The organism is Algoriphagus marinus (genome assembly GCF_001936475.1).
Classification (GTDB): Bacteria; Bacteroidota; Bacteroidia; order Cytophagales; family Cyclobacteriaceae; genus Algoriphagus; species Algoriphagus marinus.
Map to the genome: position 1 here is coordinate 188,792 of NZ_MSPQ01000008.1, position 22,906 is coordinate 211,697.

The following is a 22,906-nucleotide window of genomic DNA, read 5'->3' on the forward strand; positions in this document are numbered from 1 at the left end:
CATTATGAAAACTGTATATTTTCTTTTTGGCAAAGAAGCTTCAGAAATGTTGACTGCAGAAGGTATGGAATCTCTTAAGGAAGCTTTGGAAGAAGGAGATGATTTGAGTTTCGCACTTTACGAATTCACCCCGGATACCAACCCGGCAGAGTTTCTTCACAGTTTCAAAATCTGGGGAGAGTATTCTGTCATCACTAAAGAAGAATTTATCGAATTAAAGGAGTGCCTCTAATTCTTCAGGATCATTACGGTTCGAAGCCTATGAGCATCAACTGGGAGTTGAATGAACCCATCCCGCCATTTCTCTATCAGGCTTCGGCAAAGCTTTCTTTAGGGTAACTAAATAATCCCTCCTATTTCCCAGCCAGCATCCCTTGGACCCAATCTAGGGCTTCGGCTTTTGTCTTGACAATCTGATATGGAACAGGCTGCTTTTGAAAAGAAAAGATCATATTGAGGATGCCGCGGATCAGGGAATTGGGGATAATATAGGCCGTACCCAAGCAATGACTTTTCATCAGGGCTTCATTTTCCTTCAGCCAGTTGGCCTGCATCTTTTGATGGGCGATGTCGGGAATACTGGCTTTGGTGGCATCGAAGATCAGGACGAGCGGGCCACCATTGCGATAGCAAGCCTTGTTTTGATCCAGGTAAGCCTGAAAGTTTTCATCCGTGCTTTTAGCTCCGGTAAATCCAATTCTAATAATTGGAAAGGAAGATTCGTCGATGATTGCGTAGGGTTCCATGTCCTAGAAACCTGAAATGAATCAAAGAGTTTGATTGAGGCAAAACCCTAGCTGGAAGATTTGTGAAAGACATGGAAAGACTTACTCAAATTAGTTCCGAATCGAAATTGGGAAAATCTAAAGACCGGGAATCGCTTCGTGTTTTTGCATGATTTATCGAAACTGGTCTCCCCTAGCTGGATGATTTTGCAAAGCGTATTTTAGTATCTTCGATTTCCCTTTGTCTTAGTAAATCATCCACTCGATTTCATCTTTCTAACATGAAAATTCTACTTTCCATTTTTGCTTTTTGCCTCCTCAGCGGCCAAGCCATATCCCAAAGTACTCGCCCAAATATTGTGGTGATCGTGGTGGATGACATGCGATTTGATGAATGGAGCGGCGGTGGACATACCTATCTCCAGACGCCCAATATTGATCGCTTGGCTGCCGAAGGAACCACTTTTGATCGAGCCTATCATGCCATTCCGCTTTGCTCTCCCAATCGAGCCAGTATCTTGACCGGTCAGTATCCCTCCAGACATGGGATTATTGACAACACTTCTCGGGATCAGGCAAGTTTTATGCTCGACCTTTTCCCAAAATACCTCCAAGAAGCCGGCTATAAAACAGCCCATATCGGAAAGTGGCACATGGGGAACAGTTCGGCTCCACGGCCGGGCTATGACTACTGGGTCTGCATGGAAGGACAAGGCAGCAGTTACGATCCCTTGCTCTATGAGGGAGATAGCTCCTACAAGGCCAAAGGATATACCACCGATGTATTTACGGAGAAGGCTGTGGGGTTTATAAAAAACAATTCCAACGAGAATTTTTTCCTGTACATTGGACACAAAGCCATTCATCCGGAATCCTTTCAGCGAAATGATGGAAGTACAGATTTGAGTGTACCCAAGGAGTTTATCCCTGCAGCACGACACCAAGGAATGTATGAAGGAAAAATCTTTGAAAGAAGGCCCTCCTATTCCCCCACAGCGGAGGCAGATGCGGACAAGCCGGTCATTCAAAATGCCTTTCAAATCCGATCTACTATCCTGGAAGAAGATCCCAGATGGGGAACTAGTATGGACCTGGGTGTCTCGGAAGCCTCTATCCAACGACGTGCTGAAATGATGCTTGCGGTCGATGAAAGCTTAGGAAAGATTGTGGCTGAACTCAAAAAACAAGGGGTTTATGAAAATACCTTGATCATCCTGACCAGCGACAATGGCTATTTTTTCGGGGAACATGGATTTTCTCTGGAGCGAAGATTGCCTTATGAAGAATCGATCAAAGCTCCACTGATCATTACCTATCCCCTACTAGCTAACAAAAAAGAAAAGGTAGCCGGTTTGGTATTGTCTATTGATTTGTCAGCCACTGCTTTGGATGCGGCGGGACTAGCAATGCCTAAAACCATACAGGGAAAATCCCTGCTGCCTTTGATCAGGGGTCAGGAGAAAGAAATCAGATCCTCCGCTTTAGTGGAATACTTTAGTAATGAACAGCCTTTTCCCTGGACCGCCCAATTGGATTACCGGGTGATCATCAAGGATGATTTCAAATACATCAAATGGCTCAGATTTGATGAAGCAGAACTCTATGACTTAAATTCCGATCCCTATGAAATGAACAATTTGATCGGGAATCCAGCCTACGCAGAAACTCTTGCCAACCTAAAAACCGAACTCCAAAAGCTTCAAATCGAGGCATTGGGATTGGATTAAATGGGTCTATTTGTTATTCCCTCTGCTATTCGACATTTGCAATGTCGAATCCTTATCCAAGGATTTTCAATCCGTTAAATAAATCCGTTTCCATCCTCCCGCACCAACCCATGCATTCCAAATGATGATCCTGCACGGGAGGGAAACAAAATTGATACCCTATTACCCCGGGTTGAAACCCGGGGCTACAATCAAATCGCTCCTCTGGAGCTTTTGTAAAAATGATATTTAGGGTAATTTTTCAATTCTTCTAAAACTATGTTTTCTCTGTGGCTATGTGGTAAAAAAACTCTGTGAAAACTCCGTGTTCTCTGCGTCTCTGTGGTAAAAATAAATCCGTTTCCAACCTCCCGCACCAACCAATGTTTTCCAAACGATGATCCTGCGCGGGAGGGAATGGTGTGGGGTCCATTTTTTACCATGGCCCCGATAGCTATCGAGGGCACCCATGGCTACAATCAAATCGCTCCTCTGGAGCTTTTGTAAAATTGATAATCCGGTAATTTTTCAATTCTCTGCTATTCGACATTTGTAATGTCGAATCCTTATCTAAGGATTTTCAATCCGTTAAATAAATCCGTTTCCATCCTCCCGCATAAACCCATGTATTCCAAATGATGATCCTGCGCGGGAGGGAATGTTGTGGGGTCCATTTTTTTACCATGGCCCCGATAACTATCGAGGGCGCCCATGGCTACAATCAAATCGCTCCTCTGGAGCTTCTATAAAAATGATAATCAGGTAATTTTTAACTTCAAAAGCTATGTTATCTATGGTCAATATGCGGTTTAAAAAATTTAACTCTGTGAAACCTCCGTGTCCTCTGCGTCTCTGTGGTAAAAATAGATACGTTTCCATCCTCCCGCATGAACCCATGTATTCCAAATGATGATTCCGCGCGGGAGTCCTTGATAAGGTTTAGCGCTATCCATGGGTTGCGCCCATGGTTATTGAAAATTAGACAGCTCCGCTGTCGTTTTCTTTAGGTGATAAGAGAATAAGAGTTCCGATAGCTCTGAGGAGATTAAAGCTATGTTTTAAATGATCACTATTAGGTTTATAAAATCCCCTTACCCCCTTTGGAAGGGGGAATTTGATTCGAGTCTACTTTTTCATTCTCGAATTGCTGAATGAGAAGGTGTAAAAATAGAACTCTGCGAAAACTCTCTATCCGTATTGTATCACTCTACATTTTCTCGTTAGCAGCCTCCAGAAACTTATTTACATCCAGCCAATGGATAAAGGCATCAAACCAGCGGTTGCTGGTGCGCCCAGGGTTGCCCAGTCCAAATCCATGTCCTCCGTTTTGGTAGAGATGAAATTCTACAGGAATTCCAGCTTTGTACCAAGAATCGATTACCCCAAATTGTCCACGAAAAAGAAAATCATCCGTAGCGATTACATTAAACATGGGCGGTGCGTTTTTAGGAACTTCCACGGGACCCATTCCTCCATAGATTGGACCGATAAAGGCCAGATTCATAGTTTTAGAATGAAGCGTTGCATGCATGGTCAGTCCGGCACCTGCCGAAAATCCGATCATTCCTATTCTGGAAACATCAATCCCCCATTCTTCTGCCCGATCCAAGATCATCGCATAAGCAGCTTCCGCATCTTCGAGTTGATTGGAAAGATCTCGCTGTAAGGGAGAAGGCGCAGTGGTAGCGGGGGATCCATCGGTGGCCGGAGCTGGAGCAGGTCTAGGACGGTTCATCCAAGCAGAAAAATCATCCAAAGTCTCTGGAGTAGGATAAAGTCTATATTTCAACACAAAGGCGGCAATTCCTTGCTTTGCCAATGCCTCAGCCACTTCCCAGCCTTCATTTCCCATGGATAGCCAACTGAATCCTCCCCCAGGAGCGACAATCACCGCTGCACCATTTCCTTTACCTAGCGCTGGGAGAAAAGGTGTCAAAGTCGCCGTAGAGATATTGCGAGCCATAGGATCACCCCACTGTCGGAACCAAGTCTCTGGCGCAGGTTGATCTGCTACCCCACCTGTCCCAAGTAAGATTGCATTGGGCTCGCTTGGGTTTTCAAGGGGATAAATGGTCCCATCTTGTGCTGTGGCAGTAAAGCCAATGAAAAGGAGGCAGAGTAAAAAAGCAGGCTTGAGCAGATTTTGGAGTGAGTGAGGCATGGTTATTTAGGGTTGAGTGTGGAAAATTAAATCAGGAATAGAATTGAATTAAGGTAATAAATATTAGTGACAAGAAAATTTATAGCTTAAAAGTTTGACAGCTAATAGTTGTGTGATTTCAAAATTAAACCCTGCTAAAACAACAAGTAATTGTAAAGTTTTGTAGGTTAAAGAGCTGAGATGTTGCCTGATTGGAATAGAAATTCACCAATAAATGTATAATGCTTTTATATCCTACTCTCATGCCGCTGATGGTAAACTTGCCCCTGCATTGGAAAAGGGGCTGCAAAGATTTGGTTTACCCTGGTGGAAGAGACGTGTATTAAATATTTTCAGAGATGAGTCTAGTCTTTCTGTTTCGCCCCATTTATGGGCTAATATTGAAAAGAGCTTAAGTGAATCTGAGTATTTAATTTATATGGCATCGCCCAAGTCCGCTGATTCAAAATGGGTTAGAAAAGAAATCGAATATTGGATTGAAAACAAATCACTTGATACACTTATAATCGCTTTGACAGATGGGGAGATAATTTGGAATGATGTCCAAAGGGAATTTTATGACACTGAAAACAATTCTCTTCCTGATATTTTAAAAAACAGATTTCAGGAAGAGCCCTTCTATATTGATCTTAGACCCTTAAAAAATAAAACTGATCTCTCTTTAACAAACCCACTTTTTCAAAAGGAACTGCTTAAGCTAGCAGCCCAACTTCATGGTAAAGCACCAAAGGATCTGGCAAGTGAGGAAATTAATGCACAACGCAGGTGGAAACTTATCAGGAATTCTGCCTTCATACTTCTTATTGGTCTTTTAGGGTTTTCTGTTTACCAGACAGGTGAAGCCATTAAAAAAGGAAATGAAGCAATCGAGCAGACAAAAATCGCAAGAACCCAAGCTAAAAAAGCAATCGCCAGTAGTCTGAACGCCTCTTCAAATCTTTTAAATCAGACAGATGCTACAATCAGTTTCAGGCTTGCAGAATATTCTTTACAATATGACAGCACAAGTTTAGAAGCCTATTCTGCACTGCTAAGAGCTTTTTATTCAAATCCTCACTTCTATTTGGGAGAACTTCATGGAAGTTCATTTTATGATAAAAAAGCTCAAAAAATGAAATATCTAAAACCATCTTCTGATTTTGAGTATGTGGAACCGGATATAAGAGTGTCTGAAAATTTTTTGAAAAAAAATGGAATTAATCAAATGAGCGAACATTTATTCTTGAGCAAAACAATTTTGTCTCCCCAAAAAGATTTTGCACTTTTTTATTATACCCCGGAATCAGACAATGCTGAATTTATGGTTGAGCTTTGGGATCTTAAGGATCGCTTCACCAGGATAGGAAGAAACAGATGGAATGAAGAAACTCAGGATTGGTATAATGATCCTTTGTACCAGCAATATCTTTCGTATAGTCAGGTGGATGGATTTGACGATCTCAATTTTTCTTTTGACAATAGATATCTCGTAGTACCAAAAGAAAATAAAGCAAGCATAATTTCAATACCCTTAATCGAAGAGGAATATCTAGGGCGGAATTTTGAAACATATACACCCTTAGAATTTCAAATCAGTAGTTCAAGTTCTCAATTGATCAGAGCAAATTACAGCTCATCAGAACACATCGTCAGTACGATTGATTTGAAAAGAGATACCGTGTCTTTTAACCTTCAAAAAATGCCATTATTATCGATTCCTTTTGATAGTAAGACCACTTTTTACAGTGATAGCAGCGGGTCTTATGTATTGGCAGAACATACTAGTACTACCACGATTTGGAATCTGATTGGTGAAAATTTAGGGACAGGTAAAATTATCCAAGGTGTATTTGTGCCTAATTCAAAAGACAAAAGTGTTTTAAAAGATCTAAAAGTGATTCCATTGCTCGATTCTAAGTATTCTAATTCATACGGATTTGAGGAAGATACTATCGCCTCTTCAAAAGATGGAGGATTAAAAATAAATGGTTCTACAGTTTATGATTCTCTTGGAAATGAGGTCGTCTCTTTAGAGGGACACTCAGAAATTATATCTTCAGTAGATATTTCAGATTTTGGAGAGTTTTTTCTAACCGCCACCTGCCCGAAGCTTGATGCTCCTGAAACCAAGTTATGGGATAATAAGGGGAATGAACTTTTAACCATTAGAAAGTTTGGGGGTAAAGTAGGGTTTTTACCAAACAGTAAGGCTTTTTTTACCTATACCATAAGATGCTGCGCGGAATGTGACTCAGATCTTAGACTCGTCATTTGGCCAATTGAAAAAAAGCTTTTGATGAATTGGGTAAACCAAAATCAATTTCACGAATTGTCAGATATAGAGATGCTTCAATTTGGGATTGATACGGATTTATTGAAAGAAAATTAAAGCATCCCTTCCACCCAATCCAATGCTTCGGTTTCAGTCTTGACGATCTAATATGAGGCGGGCTGCTTTTGAAATGAAAAAATCATATTAAGTATTCCTCTAATTGCTGCATTTGGGATAATATTAGCCGTACCCAAGCAATAAGTTTTCATCAGAGACTCATTCTCCCTGAGCCAATTGGCTTACATCTTTTGATGAGCTAAGCTCGGAATACTGGCTTTGGAGGCATCGAAAATCAGGACGAATGGATCTTCATTTCTGTAGCAAGCCTTGGTTTGATCCAGGTAAGACTCCCAATCATAGGATTTTCAAATCGTAAAATAGATCCATTTCAATCCTCCCTCACCAACCAATGTATTCCAAATGATGATTTTGCGCGGGAGGCCTTGACAAGGTTCATTACTATCCATGGGCTACGCCCATGGTTATTGAAAATTAGACAGCTCCGCTGTCGTATTCTTTAGGCGATGAGAGAATAGAGAATAAGAGTTTCGATAGCTCTGAGGAGATAAAGGCTATGTTTTCTCTGTGGCTATGTGGTAAAAAAAACTTTGCGAAAACTCCGTGTCCTCTGCATCTCTGTGGTAAAAATAAATCCGTTCCCGGACTCCCGCATCAACACATGTTTTCCAGATGATGATTCTGCGCGGGAGGTATTAAATGTTTGGGGTTTCTTTTTTACCATGGCCCCGATAACTATCGAGGGCACCCATGGCTACAATCAAATCGCTCCTCCGGAGCTTTTATAAAAATGATAATCCGGTAATTCTGCTATTCGACATTTGAAATGTCGAATCCTTATCCTAGGATTTTCAATCCGTTAAATAAATCCGTTTCCATCCTCCCGCATCAGTCTATGTATTCCAAATGATGATCCTGCGCGGGAGGCCTTGACAAGGTTCATTACTATCCATGGGCTACGCCCATGGTTATTGAAAATTAGACAGCTCCGCTGTCGTATTCTTTAGGCGATGAGAGAATAAGAGTTTCGATAGCTCTGAGGAGATAAAAGCTATGTTTTCTCTGTGGCTATGTGGTAGAAAAAAACTCTGTGAAAACTCCGTGTCCTCTGCGCCTCTGTGGTAAAAATAAATCCGTTCCCGGACTCCCGCACCAAGCCATGTATTCCAAATGATGATTCTGCGCGGAAGGGAATGTTGTAGGGTCCATTTTTTATCAAGGGTTCCACCTATAGCTACAATCAAATCGCTCCTCTGGAGCTTTTGTAAAATTGATAATCCGGTAATTTTTAAATTCAAAAGCTATGATTCCTATGCGGTTTATAAAAAGATCCGTTTTCACATTCCCTCATCTGCATGGGTTTTTATCAATACATAACTCAACCTACTTTTTACCTACCCATAAAACTGTCATTCAGATGGTAATCTTTTTATTTTATAAATAATTCAGGTACATTGAAAGGGAAGATCGGAAGGGTTTTTTGCCTACTAGTCAAAGAGAACCTTCTAATAATTTAAGTAAGCCAACAAAGTTTAATACCTCATTTGAATTCTATTTTTCCCATTTTTCACAAAAAAAACTAAAATGATGAACATCAAAAAACCCAGATTATCGCATCTAGTTGTAGTAACAATTTTACTGTTTGCAGGATGTGACAGTAGCATGATGCAGGTTGATGATCCAATCGATGCGCAAGCTCTAAAAGAGCAAATCAATTCGAGTCAATTCAATCTTAGTGAGTTAAAAGAAGTAACGGATTTTTCCAATTTGAGAGAGGGGGATTACACCGGTAGATTTTTGATTATTAGTAAAGGCCAAAATCTATCTAATAACCTAGCGAGTAGCATTAAAAAAGCAGGTGGTGAAATTGTGAAAACCTATCCAGAGATCGGTGTAGCAGTGGCAGTATCCCGATCAAGTGATTTTTATGAAAAAGCACAAGGCATAAAAGAAATTGAATCCATTACCGCGGATATGATTTTACAATATACCGAAGAGCCAGAGACAATCGGCACTGAGAGTATCATTGAGGCTAATGCGATAGGTACCCCGTTTAACTATCAGGATGCATTTTTTGATGGATTTCAATGGGCTCCTGCTTCTATCGATGCTCCGGCTGCATGGGATGCGGGATATACCGGTGAGGGTGTGAGAGTTGCTGTCATTGATGGGGGATTTCATTCAGTCCACCAAGATTTAGCTCCTAATATGGATATCGCCAGCTCTAGATCAACAGTTCCTGGTTTTGCCTTCAATCAAGATGTAGGTACATTTTGGCATGGAACTCACGTAGCCGGTATTGTTGCTGCTGCAGGTCTTGGCATAGTAGGAATAGCCCCAGAAGCCACCATAATCGGCGTAAAGTCACTTCATAATGGTTCAGGTGCTTTTGAATGGATCTTGGATGGAATCTTATACGCTGCCACTCCACAATCAAAAGGCGGTGCTGGTGCTCAAATCATCAATATGAGCTTAGGTGCGACTATTGATTACAGAAATAACTGGGGAGACAAAGATTTTAGAAATGAATTTAGAGAATTACAGAAAATCTATGACAGGGCTACCCGATATGCTTATCAAAATGGAGTAACGGTAATTGCCTCAGCTGGAAATGGTGGGACCAATTATGACGATGCAAAGGAATTGTACAAGCTCCCAGCAGAGAATCAGCATGTGTTGTCAATCAGTTCTACTGGTCCTACTGGTTTCGTATTGGGAAATACTAACTTCTCTCAACCAGCATACTACACAGATTATGGAAAATCCCTAATAGATTTTGCTGCTCCAGGTGGAACTGTGGGACTTGCTGTTGTAGAAGGCAATTTCAACCCCTGCACCTTGGTAGGAACAAATGTGCCATTTACAACTACCTGTGCGGTTTTTGACCAGGTTTTAAGTTCTTCCAGAGGTTCTGGCTCATCTATTAGCAATTATACTTGGGCACAAGGAACTTCCATGGCTGCCCCTGCTGCTGCAGGTGTGGCGGCATTGATCATACAAGCCAATGGTGGATCTATGAATCCCGCACAAGTAAGGGCTAAGATGAGTCAATCTGCAACTGATCTTGGTAAGCCAGGACAAGATGAGTTTTATGGAAATGGCTTTGTGAATGCCGCCAAAGCTGTTGGGGTTAATTAATCCTTATTACTGTTTTTGATTAGTAGGAGCTAGTGATTTTAATTTTAAACCACTTTCCACAAAAAAAGAAATTCACTTTTGATCTTAATTTTAAGAAGCCTTCGGTTGAAAAATCGAAGGCTTCTTTATTCTAATACCTATCATAGGATTTACAAACCTTAAAATAGATCCATTTCAATCCTCCCGCACCAACCAATGTATTCCAAATGATGATCCTGCGCGGGAGGGAATGGTGTGTGGTCTATTTTTTACCATGGCCCCGATAACTATCGAGGGCGCCCATGGCTACAATCAAATCGCTCCTCTGGAGCTTTTATAAAAATGATAATCCGGTAATTCTGCTATTCGACATTTGAAATGTCGAATCCTTATCCTAGGATTTTCAATCCGTTAAATAAATCCGTTTCCATCCTCCCGCACCAAGCCATGGATTCCAATTGATGATCCTGCGCGGGAGGCCTTGACAAGGTTCATTGCTATCCATGGGCTACGCCCATGGTTATTGAAAATTAGACAGCTCCGCTGTCGTATTCTTTAGGCGATGAGAGAATAGAGAATAAGAGTTTCGATAGCTCTGAGGAGATAAAAGCTATGTTTTCTCTGTGGCTATGTGGTAGAAAAAAACTCTGTGAAAACTCCGTGTCCTCTGCGTCTCTGTGGTAAAAATAAATCCGTTCCCGGACTCCCGCACCAAGCCATGTATTCCAAATGATGATCCTGCTCGCAAGGTCTTGACAAGGTTTAGCTTTATCCATGGGCTGCGCCCATGGTTCCTCCAAGGCGGACAGGCATGAATGGTTTTATGCCTTCGGCACTACAAAATATAATTCGAGTTAATTTTTCAATCCGCCACGGCGGACAAGTATTTCAAATGTTTTAATCTTCCAATTCTTCAAAAATTCAAAAGCTATGTTTTTTCTGTGGCTCCCATGCTAGCAAAAGATTCGGTTCTGTCCATCGGTCAAACAGGTAAAACCAGCCTAGACTCAAATCTTATATCCTAAATCTTAAATCACCTCTCCTAGGCCTCTTTGTCCAATATCCGATTACTGTACTGTCTTTGCATTGTTTTATAAATTTTACCGGAAAAAAACCAAATCTGTTCGGGAAATAATCGCTGCTTTTCGTCCAAAGTCCCAGAAATATATTGTGATTTTTTTTTAATTAGAATACTATCATCCGCATCAGACGGAGCTATAACTTATCTGTTTACCTAAACTTCAAAACTATGAAAAAGCTTTTAATGCCACTCCTTTCGATTTTTATTCTGTCATCCTGCGGCATAGACAGTATGAACGACATGCAGCCAAACATGCAAAACGATGAAAACATCTCAGCCTTGATTTCCAATGGAGATTTTGTGGGCAAAGCCGCCCCCGGACAGGATGGATTAAATCCTGAAACTCTGAAAAATGATAAAAAGCAAGTGACGGATCAATACCAACTCTTGGGATCTGCGGCAGACGGTTTAGCGACAGGTTTCATCCTTAAGGAAGGCCTCCCAGTCACCCTGACTGCTTCTGGACAAATCGGCTTTTACTTCGCTGGTCTTGCAGATCCTGCTTCACCAAACGGTCGCCCGGAAGTGGGTTCTTTTAATGGCTTTCCGCTGATTTCTTTGATCGCTAAGGTTGGCGACGGTCCATTGCAATTTATAGGCGCAGGACCTCAGGAGATTACAGGCGTCGGTGAATTGGTACTTTATGTAAATGATCCCTTTTTCCCAGACAATTCAGGCTTTTGGGATGTGGAAGTTAGCTATGAGTGTTTTCCTGGTTTTGGGTTTGGCGACAAGAATCATTACCACTGCAAGTAATTTGTTGAATAGATCGATTAGCAGAATAACAAAAGCCCCGATAGCAGTTCGCTTCGGGGCTTTTCTTTTTTAAATGCACCACTATGACGCCTAGTTTGCTAAGCGGGAAAATCAAATCAAGGGTACGATTGCCAATAATCGTTTCATTTTTTTCAGCTTTCTCATTTTAGACTTCTGATTTCAAAGCTCGGGGATCAAAAAACATTCGTTTCTATTCAACGGTCAAGCAGCTAAAATCAGCCCTAACTCGGATTTTTAAAGGGTTAAGCCCTTCCCAACTGACGAAGCATTTTTACATGATCACCTAGTGCCAAGAGAAATGTCTTTTTCTCGAGGTAAGGGACTTTAAACTCTTGAGCTGTTTCTGCAACAATCTTGGAGATCTTCTTATAATGAATGTGGCAGATATTCGGAAATAAATGATGTTCTACTTGAAAATTCAATCCTCCAATCAACCAAGAAAAGATCTTGCTTTTTGGGGCATAATTACTGGTAGTAGCCAATTGATGCGTAATCCACTCATTGGCAATTTTCCCATTTTCATCAGCTTTGGGAAAAGTAGTTTCTGAAAGGATATGCGCCGTCTGGAAAACCAAACTAATCAAGATTCCAGTCACGAAATGCATCGACAAAAAGGCCAAGATTATAATCCAAGCCGGTAGTGGCACCATAATCAGAGGCAGCACCAATGCATAGGAGTAATAGAGTGCCTTCCAGGCTGTAATTTTCAAGATCTCTTTTCTGAAATCACCATCGGCTTTGAAGTATCCCATTTTCTTATAGCGATTTGCTCTCACAAAATCCTTGGTAGTGATCCAAGAAATCGTAGAAAGACCATAGAAAAACCAGATGTAGAGGTATTGAAATCGATGGACCCAATACCGCTTGGCATTCGGGGTAAAACGTAAGAAAAACGGTGCATTAATATCATCATCACCATGATCAATATTGGTATAGGAATGGTGAAGCACATTGTGTTGGATTCTCCATACGCTGGCATTGGCACCAATCAGATTCATAGTGTAGCCCAGGTATTTGTTGATCAGGGGACTTTTGGAATAGGATCCGTGAATGGCATCGTGCATCACTCCCATTCCTATGCCTGCCATACCCAAACCACTGAGGATATAGAGCACAAACAGCAGCCAAGTGCTAGTTACCAACCCCGAGCCAATAAAGCCTAGCGGGATAAAGAAAGCGGAAAGCATGAAAATGGTTTTAAACACCATGCTGCGATCCCCATGCTTGTCTTTGTTACTGGTTTTGAAATATTCATTCACCCTTAAATGCAGGGTTTTAGAAAAATCAGAAACTCCAGTTTTATCGAATTTTATACTTTTCATTTGCTTTTTGATAAACGCTCATGTTCAACTCCCCTTTAGGGATTGTTGTGTTCAAAGCGGGTTTTATTCGTTCAATAGGTTTGTAATTCGGCAAAAATCAATTCTAATTCCGGTCGGGTCTTTTCCAATTTTTTAGAAAGACTTTCCATCATTAGTTCTCGTTGACCTTCTGGATATTCAAAATCCATATCAAGTAAAATTGAGAATCGCTGTTTGAGCATTACTTTCTGCTCTCTCCAACTCCGTATTATGTTCATGCCTTTGTTGGTTTATGTTTAATGAATTATTTCTCTTTCGAAGAGCGCCAATTCCTTCTTTTCCGGATCATCAGCAAAGGTGCAGTAGTAGATCTTGGCGAAATATTTCCTTACAATCATCTTTACTTTCGGAGCTACTTTGGTAGACACATGCTGTCCTATTTTGAAATAGGTTTCTTCTGAAGTATTCATTGGGCTTATTTTTTAGTCTGTCTTGCTATCTAGTCAACAGTTTTATACCAGTATTAATTCATAGTGGCTAATATGAAGTACATGATTCGGGAAAATAGAATTTTATTAAAATTGCTTTTGGAAAAATAAACTTGCTTGATCTTTAGCTAAAGGCATATTTTATTTTTTAAAAAAAAATTCCTTGCCGTCAGCAAGGAATGATTTATTCGCTAAGAGGGATGAAAATAACTTGACTGAGTTTACTCCCTAGCCGCTTCTAAGGCTGCAATATTATTGTCCTTATAGTACTTGTCGCGATATTCTTGAAACTCCTCTTCCAATGCCGAAACTAAGTTAAGATTGGAATCTACATTCTGCCACATTTCAGGGAGTTTCTTCTCCAAGAGACTCACGCCTAGGTTGATATTATCCGCTTCTATCTTCGATATTTTCTTCAAAACAGAGAGCTGGCTATTTCTCAAATCTTCAAATTCATTTAGGATTTTATCCATCAATTCTACTTTCTCTAATTTATCCATGGGTCATTTTTTTTTAAGAGTATAAAAATTTACTACTCACAGAATATACGAAATAAAAAGGACAATGAAATTTGACAACATTATAAACTTCAGAAAATCAGTCTAAAATGTAGTTTGAATACTATTATTTATTTCATTTTTCCCTCCTTTAAAATCGGGTTAAACTAGTCGAAACTCTTGTCACTATATTGGTCAAAAGGAACCCTAATCCTGCTCATAGTGGATTTTATTCTTTCATTCGATTACTTAAGAATCAGTCTTCAAAAAATTCTCTGAGTTGCGTTAAAGCTTATATTTCTAAAATAATAGCTTAACTTCATTTCGGTTGTAAGGAAGTTTTATTCGGGTAGAATTCATTCACTTTAATCTTTTTAGAATTATGATGAAAAACACCTTTAAATACCAGTTTTCCTGTTTGCTCTTGATTTTATTTTTAATTGTCATTGAATCACAGGCGCAACAATTTCACTTTGACCTGGGACTTCGGAGTCAGAAATCATTTGGCCTCTACTTTGAAAATGGAGTGGTGGGACAAGTTTCATCGGAAAATATTGCTAAAAACCAGCTTAGTCTTGGTCTAGGCTACACTACTAGTAGATTGGGATCAGCCATGGGCAGCAATGCCATCAAGCAGGATAATTATCAAGTTTGGCTTTCGTATTATTTTAATAAAACGCATCGAATCTATCCATTTGTCAGCTTGGGTAGTGGGTACTTTAGTGCTGATTATGAATCAGATGATTTTGAGGTATTGGACCATAGTTCAGCGTTGTTTTCAGCAACAGCAGGTTTCGAGTATAACACTCCTATCCTATTGAAAATGAACCTTGCCTTAGGATATAATTTCATCTCCGGAAATGGTCTAGAGGGACCTGGAACCCTTTATCCAGTTTTTGCGCAACTCAATTTTTACTATCCATTGAAATGAAAAGATTTGACAAATTACCTGCATCAGTTCAAATCGAGAATTTCCTTCGATTTATTCCTAGAGCTTTAAATGCGATTTTATTGGCTTTGATAATAAGCATCAGTTCCTGTGGGGATCCTTCTGAGATTTCAGACGAGTTATTGGATGGGAAAATTATTTTTGATCCTTCCTTATTAGCTCCGGAAAACTACCTGACCTCATTGAAGTACCCTAATCCGAGTCCCTCGGAAGCTACTAAGCCAGTTTTAATCTTATGTCATGGCTATAGTGCTACCACCTTTGAATGGTCAGAATTTATAGAATGGACTGGAAATCCCAATGCTTATTATACCTCCAGCGTCCTGTTGGGTGGCCATGGTCGAACTTATGAGGAGTTTAAGTCAAGCAATTGGCATGATTGGCAACAGGCTATTTTCGACGAATATGAAGCGCTTATAGCTGCTGGTTATACCAATATCCATTTAGTTGGTTCTTCTACCAGTGGAGCACTTATCCTAGAGGCGATTTCTTCTGGATATTTTAATGGAAAAACAGCTCCAAAAAGTGTTTTTCTAGTGGATCCAATTGTACTTCCTTCGGACAAAATACTGCCCTTGATCGGATTTCTTGGACCGTTAATAGGTTACACTGAGGCTTCTAATACTCCGGGTGAAGAAAGCTATTGGTATACTTATAGACCACAAAAAACACTTCAAGAACTCCAAGAAGTCATTAAAAAAGTACGTCAAGATCTACAGAGTGGAATTAAGCTTCCTGCGCAAACTTCGCTAAATGTCTTTAAGTCAACCAATGATTCCAGCGCAGATCCAGTGAGTGCAGTGCTAATCCAAAAAGGAGTCAGCCCTTCCAATCAGCTGAATGTAACAATGGTTAATTCTAGGCTCCATGTATTCACCAGATTGAAATTTCGGAAGGAAGAAATAAGTGCAGCGGATAAACAAAATCAAGTTCAAACTTTTCAGAGAATTGTAGAATTAGCACTATCCAAGTAAGTAGTAAATTCCTTTCAAGCCCAACTTTAATTTTTTCTTAAAATCCAAATCCATCAGGACCCAATATTCTGGGTCTAAAATGAGCTTTTTTGATTCAGAACTTACTTTAAGGAGAAACTCATTGGACTTTTTATCAACGTTTAGGATTTCCATTTGAGTTTTTCCATCCCCATAAAGGATAGCTATCAGCAAGGGTATTTTGATGAGATTCTCATTTAGCTGAACTTGGTTCAAATTGATTTTTACTTCTTGTTTTTGACCATTGTAAGTCCAATCTCCAGCAATATTCAAAGCACCGTGTTTGTAGAGCCACTGCTCGAAAAACTCTAAGATCTTTTTTTTAAGAATAAGTCTTTTCAATCATGGGGAAAAATAATCTGCAATAGTAAAAAATAAACCCTCTACCCTTTTCTAACCATCTCGATATGCTCAATTCCATCCTCATCATAGACATCTCCATCGGATACAAAACCCAAGGAAGAATAAAAACCATGTGCATAGGTTTGTGCGCCAAGACGGATATCCCCTTTCCCAAAAAATTTATGGCAATACTCAATAGATAACTTCATCAGGATTCTCCCAAGACCTTTTCCCCTAGCCGACGGAGAAGTAATCACCCGCCCGATTGCCATTTCGGAATAAGACAAACCAGCAGGAACTAATCGACTATACCCTACCAGTTCCTGACCTGAATACAATAGAAGATGGTAACATTTCTGATCCTTATTATCCTGATCCAAAAACACACAGTTTTGTTCCACCACAAATACCTCGCTACGTAATCGCAATAAATCATAAAGTTCATCAACAGTAAGTTCTTGAAACGACTTGATAGTGTGGGTTAAATTCATGGATTTAAGCTTTGAAAGATTCTGCGATCTTAATTAGTATTTCAAATTAATGTAGAGTGCAATTTAAGACTGTCCTCGGAGGATTACTACTTGTCTACGGTTAGTCTTTATTTTTAAAATTCAAAAAATTAATCCCCTTTCATGCCGAGCTATAGTTCAATAGCCACAAAGTGAACAGCATAAGTGGCTGATTTAAATATGTAATTAGAACCATAAAATTTTATTTATCAGATATTTATGGTAATTTCTCAAGAGATTTTTAAAGGCTATATCATAGCAATCTGAATTCATTCGATTTATTATTCGAACAGAAATAACAAGAAAATTGAGATCGCCTTTCAAGTAAAAGATTTTTAGTGCGAGTACTGACAGGGAAGCCGAAAACTGATTAGAGTAGGCATCAAAGAAAATTAGATTTTTATGAAAACCAAAATGAAATTGAGTTTGAGCATCGTGCTGATGGCACTATTATCCTTCCCCCTTATGGCTCAGGATATGGAAAAAGAAATGGTGGAAATGACCAAAAAATATGAAAAAGCCTACAATGCTGAAGATGTAAATGCTTTAGTGGCTATGTATACTTCTGATGGAGTCAGAACTTTTAATGATGGGAGAAACTACAAAGGCGCTGCAGAAATAGCCGCAGGATTAACAGCGGAGTTTGCTGCCAATAATTTTAAAGTAAGTATCAAACATGAAAAAGTTGTACCTGCCGGAGTTGGAAAAGCTACTGCAACTGGTACCTACCGTGTTACTGGGAAGACTGCTGAAGGTGAGTCTGTAGATGTGATGGGTAAATACACCAATACCTTAATAAAAATAGATGGGGAGTGGAAAGTGGCCAGAACTGATGGGGAAATTATTCAATAAATGTCCAAATTAAGATTAGGTAATTCATTTAAGGCGTAGCTAAATACTACGCTTTTTTATTTTTCATGAAATTGAAATTCACTTTCTAAATTCTTCATTCTAATGGTAATGTTGATTTTTTTGAGCAAAAAAATAAACTGATTTCCATTCATTCTCCCTTTAAACTACCGCTTGTCAAAAAGGATAAACATATTAACTAAGAGTCGGTTAGGTCTATGAAGAACCTAAACCAGAACTGAATTAATACCATTGAAGCCTTTGAAGATGAATAAAACATTACCGAGTAAATCAATATGGAGATCAGTTTCTTTTGCTTTTTTTCTCCTAATTTTTAATCCTTTAATCTCTTTTGCTCAGACAAGCCAGGTTACTGGAAGATTGATTGATTCCAAGACTCAAGAGCCAGTAAGTTATGCCCAAGTTGCACTTTTTGGCAATTTGGAAAGCAGCAATCCCGAAGCTTATTCAGATACAAATGAAGAAGGAGTTTTCAATTTGAATGTCCCTTCTGGAACGTATGTTTTCAAAGCTTTTTTCCTTGGCTATCAGGATCTAATTGTTTCAGATCTAAAAGTAAATGGAGCTATCAATTTGGGCGAGTTAGTTTTCGTGAGCGAAGGCCAAAACCTGGAAGAAGTTTTGGTTACCACCTCTAAGCTTCCTGTACGAACCACACTCGAGGGCTTGATAGTTACTCCTGAAAATAATCTGGCAAATGCAGGTGGAACCTTACTGGATATTCTGAGAAATACCCCTTCAGTGTCCGTGAGTGAGGATGGTGGGATTTCATTGAGAGGAAGTTCTAATACCAATGTGCTTATTAACGGAAGAAATTCTTCCCTTACTCAAAATCTCGATCAGTTGCCTGCAAGTATTGTTGAAGAGATCAAAATCATCAATAATCCTAATGCGCGTTATGATGCAGAGGCTGAGGGCGGCGTGATTGATATTGTGTTGAAGAAAGGTATAGAACTAGGGACTCATGGTGGTGTAGAGGGTACTTATGGTACAAGAAACCGATCAAATGTCGGTGGAAGAATCAATCACCGTAATTTCAATTTTAATGTCTATGCTGGGTTTAATCACAGAAACTGGAAGTCTGTTGGCGAACGGAGATCTACCCGAGTAATTTTCGAAGACAACGAAACGCTTGATCAAAACACCACAAGTTCAGATCTGGATGTAGGAAATAATTTCAATTTCGGCTTAGACTATACTTTTGGAAACAATACACTCAGCTATGAAGGTGTGTTTCAGGCAAATGAAACCAATAATCTCAATACGCTTTTTGCCCAACAGGTTCGGCAAGGAAAGAATTTCGATTATGTCCGCAGAAACGATGAAAATGAAACGGATGATGGGCTAGACAATGCCTTGATTTTTGAGCATAATTTCAAAGAGAAAGGGCATTTGGTCCGGGCAACAGCCAGTCACTCCTACCGAAATCAGTTTAAAACTCAGCGAATCGATATCTTCAATAATACCCTCCAGCCTTTGCCTGAAAACCTGACCGGACAAGAGCGAGCATTTACAGATGAGGTTCGGAATATCACAGTTGTGCAGGCCGATTACATTAAGCCGATGGAAAATGGAACATTTGAAACGGGCCTGAAGTCTAATTTTAGAAAATTTGATAATGATTTTCAATACCAACGATTTGATGAAGGAAGTCAGGACTTTGTAACTGATCCAGCAGTGAGTAATCGCTTTGTCTATGAAGATCAAATTCATGCAGGCTACCTGATTTACTCCGGTAATAAATCAAAATTTGAATATGGAGTCGGTGTCCGTGGTGAATTCACTCAAGTAGATACCTACCTGTACAATTCAGATGAAGCAAATCAACAGCGGTATTTCAACCTTTTCCCAAGCGTACAGGGCTTGTATAATCTTAATGAAACTCATGGAATCAAATTCACCTACAGCCGTAGAATAGATCGTCCAAGAGCTTGGAGACTAAATCCTTTCCCAAATATTACGGATAGTCTGAATGTCAGAAGAGGTAATCCAAATCTGATTCCAGAAATGATCAATTCCTTTGAATTAGGGCATTTAGCAAACTTTGAGAAGGTCAGTTTAACAACCAATCTTTTCTATAGAAAAATCAATAATCAGATCGATTTCATCACGATTGTAGAAGATGGGATTTCTTATTCACAGCCGGAGAATTTGAATTTTGCCCAGCTTTATGGAGTAGAGTTTATTGGTACCGCAGAGCTTTCAGATTGGTATTCACTAAATGGAGGAATGACCTTTTCCGGAATTGAAGTGAATGCTTCGAATATCAATGAAGAGTTCACCAATAAGGGCTTCACTTGGAATGCCAAACTTAATCAGGATTTCAAACTTCCTTTAGGATTCAACTTTCAGATTGCGGCCAATTATGAATCACCGGAAATTCAGGCACAGGGAAAAAGTCTAGCGGTTTATTTCATTGATTCCAGCATTCAGAAGTCGTTTTTGGAGCGAAAAGGAAGTGTTACTTTGAGCGTGCGGGATGTATTTGACACACGAAGATATGCCGGAAATTCGCTCACCAGTAGCTTCTCTCAGGATTTTTACTCCAAGCAGGAGACTCGGATTATTTTACTTTCAGCAAGATTTAACTTCTAAATAAAAGAAGATTAAGCTGTTTTTAAAATGTACTATTGTTATCCGTAGAGGTCGTGATGATCTAGTTTTATTCGATTTTCTAGGTGGAAAACGGAAGACAGGATTATTCCTAAATCAAATCTCCTCCTAGTTTTCCATAATTGTAATTTGTGAGCTAGCGAAAAAGTGTAAATGCAGTATCCGATCTATTACACGTTTTTATTTTAAAGCACCTGAATATTTCTTGTTATCAGGTTGTTACTCTTTTAGAAAAGGGGTAGAAAATGTGGTTTAGCCACATCTTTTACCCCTTTTATATTAATTTGATTTTTGGAGGTCGAGCAATGGTTTGGGAACCTATCCAACCAAATCGAGGATATTTTGATCTACAGTCAAAGAAGCGGATAATATATTTTTTAATTTTCCGAATCTTATTGATTTAAAAATGAAGAATACATCCAAACCATTTTTTCTTGTGCCCTTATATAATCACTCATTAAAGCATTAGTACCTTCATCATCCGCATCAGCTGAAATTGAAAGAAGTTCCCTTTGAAGTATTATTATTGTTTGGAATGAAGTTAAAATATCTTCAACAGCTTTTATTCCATCACTCACTTGGACACTTTCTTTAATTTTAGAAGTATTCTGATAATCAGCATAGTTATGGAATGGTCTATACCCCAAAGTCAAAATTCTCTCTGCCACTTCATCTATTTTCAAGAGTAAATCATTATACAATTCTTCAAACTTTAAATGTAATTCAAAAAATTTCTCCCCTTTTATATTCCAATGATACCCGCGCGTATTTTGATAAAAAATTGAATAATTTGCCAATAAATCATTTAGTTTTTGAGCCAAATGTTTTGCCTTGTCATTATCAATTCCGATTCGATTTTTATTATCCATTTTGTTTGTTTTTTTAGTTATTTAAATTATTCTTTCAAAAATAGTTATTACATATCTTAATTATTGTAACAATAATTACTTACCTAATGTTAAGGTTTTTAGAATTTTAATGAATGGTGATTTTATAATTCTGAGTAACAAAATAAAATGTCCTTCAATCGAGATAATGAAGCTGTTTAGATTTTGATTTGTCAGACCTTTTCAATTTCTATCAAAATGCTTTTAATTTTTTAATAAATGTCTAAAGCAATAATTTATTTCAGTTTTCATACAATCAGATTTAAAGGACTCTTAAAAAATTATTGCCAGAGTTGAGTTCTGTATTTATTAGTCTTAGTTTAAACCTTACTGCTGTAGCGCAGGGTCTTCAGTCTGGAAAAGGAAAAAAGATAACTGAAATCATGACCCATCATTATTTAATTAGTAATGGATTAGTGAAAGCAAGAAAAGCCATGTTTAACAATAAACATGGCTTTAAATTAAAAGATTGAACAAAGATCAAACTTTGAACTAGTCAGAATAGTAGCTTTTTAATTACTTTCTATAAGCAGATTGCCGCTCGACCATCCAGCCGGGATATTGTATTGGCAAAGGACTTACTTCATCAATTTTTGCAAAATCTGAAGCTGTCAATTGAATTTCAGTTGAAGCGATATTTGCATGAAGTTGATCTAATGTTTTTGCCCCAATAATAGTACTGGTAACACCTATTTGCTGTCTTACCCAGGCTAATGCAATTTGGGCAATACTAGCAGAATGAGCTTTTGCAATCTCTCCCATTACATCTACCAAATCATAAGCTTTTTCTTTGTCGATTGGCGGGAAATCAAAATTAGCCCTTCTTGAATCTGCGTCTGCGCCTTCTCGGGTGAATTTGCCAGTCAGAAAACCACCAGCCAAAGGACTCCAAGGGAAGATCGCCAAATCATGATCTGCTGCCATTGGAATCAACTCATGCTCAATGTCTCTGCTTACGGCAGCATAATAGTATTGAAGCCCAATAAATTTATGATAGCCTCGGTAATGTGCAATAGCTTGAGCTTTCGCTACCATCCAAGCGGGCCAGTTGCAAATAGCTATATAGCGCACTTTCCCGGAGTCTACGATGTCATTGAGTGATCTAACAGTCTCTTCTAAGGAAGTTGATGGATCGACTCCATGAACATATAGGATGTCCATATAATCCAATTGCATTCGTTTTAAACTTGCCTCAACAGAATTGAAAATATGGTACCGAGATAATCCGGTGCTATTTGGCTTTTCATTCATTCTGGCCAGAACTTTAGTGGCGATGATAATTTCATCACGATTTACCTTTAGATCAATTAATCCTTGTCCCAAAAGTTGCTCCGACTGACCAAAAGAATAGGCATTTGCTGTATCTATAAAATTGATTCCAGATCCGATAACGGCAGAAAGCATTTCATTCACTTCTTTCTGCTGGAGCTTGCCGATTTTTTCCCAAATCCCAGCATTTTGACCTCCAAAAGTCATGGTTCCAAAGCAGAGTTCGGAAACCATCAAGCCTGTTTTACCTACTAAATTATACTTCATTTTGAGTTTGAGTTATAGTTATAAAT

21 protein-coding genes are annotated in these 22,906 nt (G+C 39.1%); 9 read left to right on the top strand and 12 right to left on the bottom strand.

All coding sequences use genetic code 11. The annotated features are described in order from the left end of the window. Positions 1–4: 4 nt before the first annotated feature. A complete protein-coding gene (locus tag BVC88_RS14275) occupies positions 5–232 on the top strand; it encodes a hypothetical protein (RefSeq protein ID WP_075351371.1) in 228 nt (75 codons plus the stop codon). Between the two features lie 121 nt (positions 233–353). On the opposite strand, the gene BVC88_RS14280 is transcribed toward BVC88_RS14275, so the two are convergent. Then, on the bottom strand, positions 354–746 hold the full coding sequence (locus BVC88_RS14280) for a hypothetical protein (RefSeq protein WP_075351372.1): 393 nt from the start codon (positions 744–746) through the stop codon (positions 354–356). A 260-nt stretch (positions 747–1,006) separates the two neighbouring features. Here BVC88_RS14280 and BVC88_RS14285 point away from each other — a divergent pair, with 260 nt between their 5' ends. Beyond that, positions 1,007–2,452 carry a sulfatase-like hydrolase/transferase gene (locus BVC88_RS14285; RefSeq protein ID WP_075351373.1) on the top strand — a complete coding sequence of 482 codons (1,446 nt, stop codon included), beginning with the start codon at positions 1,007–1,009 and terminating at the stop codon, positions 2,450–2,452. A gap of 797 nt (positions 2,453–3,249) precedes the next feature. Here the strand turns inward: BVC88_RS14285 and BVC88_RS21680 are convergent. Next, entirely contained in the window at positions 3,250–3,384 is a 135-nt protein-coding gene (locus tag BVC88_RS21680) for a hypothetical protein (RefSeq protein WP_262481241.1), read from the bottom strand. A gap of 254 nt (positions 3,385–3,638) precedes the next feature. Then, positions 3,639–4,592, bottom strand: coding sequence for an alpha/beta hydrolase (locus BVC88_RS14290; protein WP_075351374.1), 954 nt, complete (start codon positions 4,590–4,592; stop codon positions 3,639–3,641). Between the two features lie 214 nt (positions 4,593–4,806). Here BVC88_RS14290 and BVC88_RS14295 point away from each other — a divergent pair, with 214 nt between their 5' ends. Both BVC88_RS14295 and BVC88_RS14310 read left to right on the top strand, forming a co-directional pair. Further along, positions 4,807–6,960: a TIR domain-containing protein gene (locus tag BVC88_RS14295; RefSeq protein ID WP_075351375.1), complete on the top strand. Its 2,154-nt coding sequence runs from the start codon at positions 4,807–4,809 to the stop codon at positions 6,958–6,960. Positions 6,961–8,505: 1,545 nt separating this feature from the next. Then, positions 8,506–10,059, top strand: a complete 1,554-nt coding sequence (locus BVC88_RS14310; protein WP_083639104.1) for a S8 family peptidase — start codon at positions 8,506–8,508, stop codon at positions 10,057–10,059. Between the two features lie 509 nt (positions 10,060–10,568). Here the strand turns inward: BVC88_RS14310 and BVC88_RS21190 are convergent. After that, on the bottom strand, positions 10,569–10,814 hold the full coding sequence (locus BVC88_RS21190) for a hypothetical protein (RefSeq protein WP_139316576.1): 246 nt from the start codon (positions 10,812–10,814) through the stop codon (positions 10,569–10,571). A gap of 473 nt (positions 10,815–11,287) precedes the next feature. Between BVC88_RS21190 and BVC88_RS14315 the strand changes: the two genes are divergently transcribed. Continuing rightward, positions 11,288–11,875 carry a putative periplasmic lipoprotein gene (locus BVC88_RS14315; protein ID WP_139316577.1) on the top strand — a complete coding sequence of 196 codons (588 nt, stop codon included), beginning with the start codon at positions 11,288–11,290 and terminating at the stop codon, positions 11,873–11,875. 263 nt (positions 11,876–12,138) lie between these two features. Here the strand turns inward: BVC88_RS14315 and BVC88_RS14320 are convergent, their stop codons facing one another. From BVC88_RS14320 to BVC88_RS14325, 4 genes are all read right to left on the bottom strand, one after another. Then, a complete protein-coding gene (locus BVC88_RS14320; protein ID WP_083639105.1) occupies positions 12,139–13,218 on the bottom strand; it encodes a fatty acid desaturase family protein in 1,080 nt (359 codons plus the stop codon). Between the two features lie 71 nt (positions 13,219–13,289). Further along, a complete protein-coding gene (locus tag BVC88_RS21195; protein WP_139316578.1) occupies positions 13,290–13,475 on the bottom strand; it encodes a general stress protein CsbD in 186 nt (61 codons plus the stop codon). An 18-nt stretch (positions 13,476–13,493) separates the two neighbouring features. After that, a complete protein-coding gene (locus BVC88_RS21360; RefSeq protein ID WP_175574424.1) occupies positions 13,494–13,667 on the bottom strand; it encodes a hypothetical protein in 174 nt (57 codons plus the stop codon). A 239-nt stretch (positions 13,668–13,906) separates the two neighbouring features. Then, positions 13,907–14,185 (bottom strand): hypothetical protein, encoded by a 279-nt coding sequence (locus BVC88_RS14325; RefSeq protein ID WP_075351379.1) that lies wholly within the window; start codon positions 14,183–14,185, stop codon positions 13,907–13,909. A 379-nt stretch (positions 14,186–14,564) separates the two neighbouring features. Here BVC88_RS14325 and BVC88_RS14330 point away from each other — a divergent pair, with 379 nt between their 5' ends. Then, complete coding sequence (locus BVC88_RS14330) at positions 14,565–15,113, top strand: hypothetical protein (RefSeq protein WP_083639106.1); 549 nt, start codon at positions 14,565–14,567, stop codon at positions 15,111–15,113. Further along, on the top strand, positions 15,110–16,105 hold the full coding sequence (locus tag BVC88_RS14335; protein ID WP_245803652.1) for an alpha/beta hydrolase: 996 nt from the start codon (positions 15,110–15,112) through the stop codon (positions 16,103–16,105). The genes BVC88_RS14330 and BVC88_RS14335 overlap by 4 nt, the downstream gene beginning before the upstream one ends. On the opposite strand, the gene BVC88_RS14340 is transcribed toward BVC88_RS14335, so the two are convergent. Next, a complete protein-coding gene (locus BVC88_RS14340) occupies positions 16,094–16,465 on the bottom strand; it encodes a hypothetical protein (protein WP_075351380.1) in 372 nt (123 codons plus the stop codon). The two genes, BVC88_RS14335 and BVC88_RS14340, sit on opposite strands and share 12 nt — an antisense overlap. A gap of 41 nt (positions 16,466–16,506) precedes the next feature. Then, positions 16,507–16,956: a GNAT family N-acetyltransferase gene (locus BVC88_RS14345; RefSeq protein WP_075351381.1), complete on the bottom strand. Its 450-nt coding sequence runs from the start codon at positions 16,954–16,956 to the stop codon at positions 16,507–16,509. A 420-nt stretch (positions 16,957–17,376) separates the two neighbouring features. On the opposite strand from BVC88_RS14345, the gene BVC88_RS14350 reads away from it, so the two are divergent. After that, positions 17,377–17,826: a YybH family protein gene (locus BVC88_RS14350; RefSeq protein ID WP_075351382.1), complete on the top strand. Its 450-nt coding sequence runs from the start codon at positions 17,377–17,379 to the stop codon at positions 17,824–17,826. Positions 17,827–18,090: 264 nt separating this feature from the next. After that, a complete protein-coding gene (locus tag BVC88_RS14355) occupies positions 18,091–20,439 on the top strand; it encodes an outer membrane beta-barrel family protein (RefSeq protein ID WP_083639107.1) in 2,349 nt (782 codons plus the stop codon). Positions 20,440–20,849: 410 nt separating this feature from the next. Here BVC88_RS14355 and BVC88_RS14360 read toward each other — a convergent pair whose 3' ends face one another. Together BVC88_RS14360 and BVC88_RS14370 are read right to left on the bottom strand one after the other, a co-directional pair. After that, on the bottom strand, positions 20,850–21,326 hold the full coding sequence (locus BVC88_RS14360; protein ID WP_075351383.1) for a Dps family protein: 477 nt from the start codon (positions 21,324–21,326) through the stop codon (positions 20,850–20,852). 534 nt (positions 21,327–21,860) lie between these two features. Further along, the gene (locus BVC88_RS14370; RefSeq protein WP_075351385.1) at positions 21,861–22,880 is read right to left on the bottom strand and encodes an aldo/keto reductase; all 1,020 of its coding nucleotides are present in this window, start codon (positions 22,878–22,880) and stop codon (positions 21,861–21,863) included. Between the last annotated feature and the right edge of the window lie 26 nt (positions 22,881–22,906).